Here is a 3,205-nt window from a genome sequence, read left to right as displayed (position 1 = left end):
CTCGGCGCTATCCATTTGGCTGCCGCCGTCGTTTGGCTCAATTGATGACGGGCCTTAGTCAGCGGCCAGCTCCCCTGCCTTCGTCCCTCGCAAAACCGCTACGACTGGCTGGGCGAGGGCATCTACTTCTTCCTGGATGATCCGACACGGGCGCTGCAGTTTGCCCGTGCGTCGTCCGAGAACCCGGACAGGCTCTACACATGCCGGTGAACCGGCCGAGCCGGCCCGACGATGGCGACGTGCTGCTGCGTCAGCTCGACTGCGCGGTGTTCCAGGTCCTTCATGCAACGCGTGAGGCGAATGGTCAGCCTGCGTACGACATGGGGCTGGGAGCCTTCCAGCAGGGCGAGCCGGTGGCGCCATCGTCCTCGTTCCGAGGGCGCTCGCATGTCCAGCTCGCGCTTCGGAATCCGGCATGCGTGCTGGGCTGGATCCTCCCGCCGGGAGAAAAGTTCATGACGCCCGACGAGGCGCAGGACGCGGCCAAGCGGCTTGCGGCCCTCAGGCCTGCTCGCAAGCCGCGAGTGCGCGCAACGCCTGCCCCGAAGTAGGGCGCGCAGGTGACGGGGCCACGGCAATGCCGGCGCCCTCGATTCGGTGCAGCACGTGTTGCACCGCGCTGAACCTGTTCAGCATCTTTATCCACCCATCCGGGGCCTCTCCCCTGGCGGGGCGGCCCCTTCTTCTTTGGAGCCGCAAATGACTGCCACCCCTGACCGTAGTCAACGCCCTGTCTGCGCTGCAATGACTGGATCTGTGCGATGCGAACCTGCATGCGAGCGCTGGGCTCCTGAGCAGAGATCTCAGCGTTCACGGTCTCAAGCCGGAGGACGCCGAGGAGAACTTCTTGGTGCATGTCGGCGTGCAGCAGCCCAAGGATCCGTGTCCTGCATCCCGCCTAACCGAGCAAAATTAGAAAGAGGAGGAGCCAAGTTTAGGTCGGCGTTGACAGGCACTGCCTCCCCCTAATTACAGGGGGTGCAAGCACTTCCCGGATCGGGTGGGTTTGCTGCAAAATTTGCTCAACCTTGAGAGCCCTAGGCATGATCAAGGCCCAGCTTGCAAAAATTACCCGCGCCCAGCACCGCCCCCACATGGAATACACGACCGAGCACGGACCGCATGGACGGTTCTTCAACATCCAGAACCCTCCGGCCCCTGGCACTCGACTTCTTACTATCAAGGGTGATCGAGTCGTTTTCAACGGGATAGGCTTTGCCGGAATGCTCGACTGCATCAAGGTGAGAGACGGCTCGCGGCAGCTCTACTTCCCGATCGAGATCTCGCGCACCAAGCAGTAACTCGGCTCTCCTGCTTGGTCAGCCAACGCAGTGAGCCTCGCTACATGCGCAGCGACAAGGGCCCGGGGTTCGTCTCGGCGGTGTTGCTGTGCTGGGTCCCGAGCAAGGCATCGAGACGGCGCTGATCGATCCCGGCAAGCCTTGGCAGAACGCCCCCGCGGAAAGCTTCAATGGTCGATTCCGCGACGAATGCCTGTCGCTGGAGTGGTTCCGCACCCGGCTGGAAGCCCGCTCGTGATCGAGGACTGGCGGCGGCACTACAACGAGGTGCGGCCTCATTCGAGCCAGGGCTGCCGCACCCCACTGGATTTCCGGCAACAATCAGCCCCGCCAGGGAAATCAACGGAAGCCAAAGTTCACCTTCCGATGGTCTGATTTTTCCGAGCAGGTCACCTGCTCTTCGTCGGCGGTGTCATGAACTTGGCCTGGATCGCCGCGCTTCCCATCGTGGTTGCGGTCGAGAAGCTCGGGCCGGGCGGACATTGCACTGCTAGCTTCCTGGGTCTGGTGCTGCTCGGTGCTGGCGTCTCGAAGCTCATCGCATTGTCGACCTGATATCACCGGCGCCTAAGGTGCATTTGACAGGGGCAGTCCTTGCAGACGCAGGCGAAGCATGGCCACCTTGAGAGTGCCGAGGAAGTGCACAGCGAGCGCTTGTCGTAGCGGGGCGCTACGCGGCGCGGGTCTCCTTGAGCCATGCTATGCAGCGCTCGGTCACGTTGTGGCGACAGTATTGCTCTCGGTCGAAGGCCAAGGGACGGCCTCGGTGTCGCGTGATCTGGTCACTGCGCGGACGAATTACGGCTCGCACGTTTCGTTGCCTCAACCCATCTGCGGGTGTGCAGCATGGCTGTAGGCCTTTCACCTGCCACCCGCTCGGGCCGTTGCCGCACGACTCCTGACGGTCGGCAGATGCGCACGGCGTCGAGAACCGGCTCGGCGTACAGGGCCTCACCCGCCTGGCCGGCGCTAAGTCGAGCCGCCAGCGGCAGGCCGGCTGCGGACGCTTCATCTGTTCCAGTACGGCCTCGCAGGCCGCTCACCTTGGGCAGCCCGGTGTAACCTAGGGATAGTCAGTATGGGTTGCGACCGCCTTCGGGCGTCCAATGTAATGGCACAGGTCTGTCCTCCTTTCCCGGCCCGTTTCCCCCTTCCCACTCTCTCGCCAATCCGCCCTCCCGGGAAACCTTCCGGAGGTCGAGATGCTGCTCGCGACCACACCACGCTCTTCCTCCCTGTCTGCCCGTGCAGCGCAGGGGATGCATGTCGCGAGGCGGCCCTTCGTCTGGGTTCTAGGACCCGGATCCCGCCGCAGTCAGTGCGGCACCTGTCCTCAAGGAGAAGCAAATGAACCTGCGTATCGCATCCCTCACGCTGGCACTCGCATCCGGTTCCGCCGCTTTTGTCGCCGCCGTCCAAGCGCAGACCGCGCCTGACCACGGTACGGGTCACCTAATGCTCAAGCCCGCAGAGCTGACATGGAAGCCCCTGCCCTCGATTGCCGGCGCCGATATCGCCGTCATTGAAGGCCCGATGTCGCAGCCGGGTCCCTTTACGGTCCGCCTGAGGCTGCCCGCGAACTCCCGCATCCCGCCGCACTGGCATCCTGGCATCGAACATGTGACAGTGATGTCCGGCACCTTCCAAATCGGTCACGGCGAGAAGTTCGAGGAAGGCAAGCTGACGGCCCTCCCACCAGGAAGTGTCGCCATCATGCAGCCGAAGAGCCCGCACTTCGTGTTGGTGAAGGAGGAAACCATCGTTCAGTTGCATGGAATGGGCCCCTGGGCAGTGAAATACGTCAATCCTGCAGACGACCCCTCCAAGAAGTGAGGCGGGGCGTGCGGGGCTCTGTTGCACAAATGAATTGAGGGTGAGCTTCCCCTGACCCCGGACGGAGTTAT

General features: G+C 63.2%; 4 protein-coding genes and 1 pseudogene. All 5 read left to right on the top strand.

From position 1 onward, the window contains the following. Positions 1-200 precede the first annotated feature (200 nt). Positions 201-551: a hypothetical protein gene (locus D3A59_RS24720; protein ID WP_119157953.1), complete on the top strand. Its 351-nt coding sequence runs from the start codon at positions 201-203 to the stop codon at positions 549-551. A 492-nt stretch (positions 552-1,043) separates the two neighbouring features. Continuing rightward, positions 1,044-1,301, top strand: a complete 258-nt coding sequence (locus D3A59_RS24715) for a hypothetical protein (RefSeq protein ID WP_119157952.1) — start codon at positions 1,044-1,046, stop codon at positions 1,299-1,301. 5 nt (positions 1,302-1,306) lie between these two features. Further along, a pseudogene (locus D3A59_RS26565) lies at positions 1,307-1,676 on the top strand (integrase core domain-containing protein); the annotation flags it as partial. Positions 1,677-1,694: 18 nt separating this feature from the next. Next, positions 1,695-1,856, top strand: coding sequence for a copper chaperone (locus D3A59_RS24700; protein ID WP_272868095.1), 162 nt, complete (start codon positions 1,695-1,697; stop codon positions 1,854-1,856). 792 nt (positions 1,857-2,648) lie between these two features. After that, positions 2,649-3,134 carry a cupin domain-containing protein gene (locus D3A59_RS24695; RefSeq protein ID WP_119157948.1) on the top strand — a complete coding sequence of 162 codons (486 nt, stop codon included), beginning with the start codon at positions 2,649-2,651 and terminating at the stop codon, positions 3,132-3,134. Positions 3,135-3,205 lie beyond the last annotated feature (71 nt).

Origin of the sequence: Caldimonas tepidiphila, assembly GCF_003569765.1 — a bacterium.
Taxonomy (GTDB): Bacteria; Pseudomonadota; Gammaproteobacteria; order Burkholderiales; family Burkholderiaceae_C; genus Caldimonas; species Caldimonas tepidiphila.
Note: the sequence above shows the minus strand (reverse complement) of the source record. Positions and strands in the feature narration are given on the sequence as shown.

What these genes read in the sequence shown, in the direction of transcription:
- D3A59_RS24720 (WP_119157953.1), top strand. Translation starts at nt 201, where the DNA reads ATGCCGGTGAACCGGCCGAGCCGGCCCGACGATGGCGACGTGCTGCTG.
- D3A59_RS24715 (WP_119157952.1), top strand. Translation starts at nt 1,044, where the DNA reads ATGATCAAGGCCCAGCTTGCAAAAATTACCCGCGCCCAGCACCGCCCC.
- D3A59_RS24695 (WP_119157948.1), top strand. Translation starts at nt 2,649, where the DNA reads ATGAACCTGCGTATCGCATCCCTCACGCTGGCACTCGCATCCGGTTCC.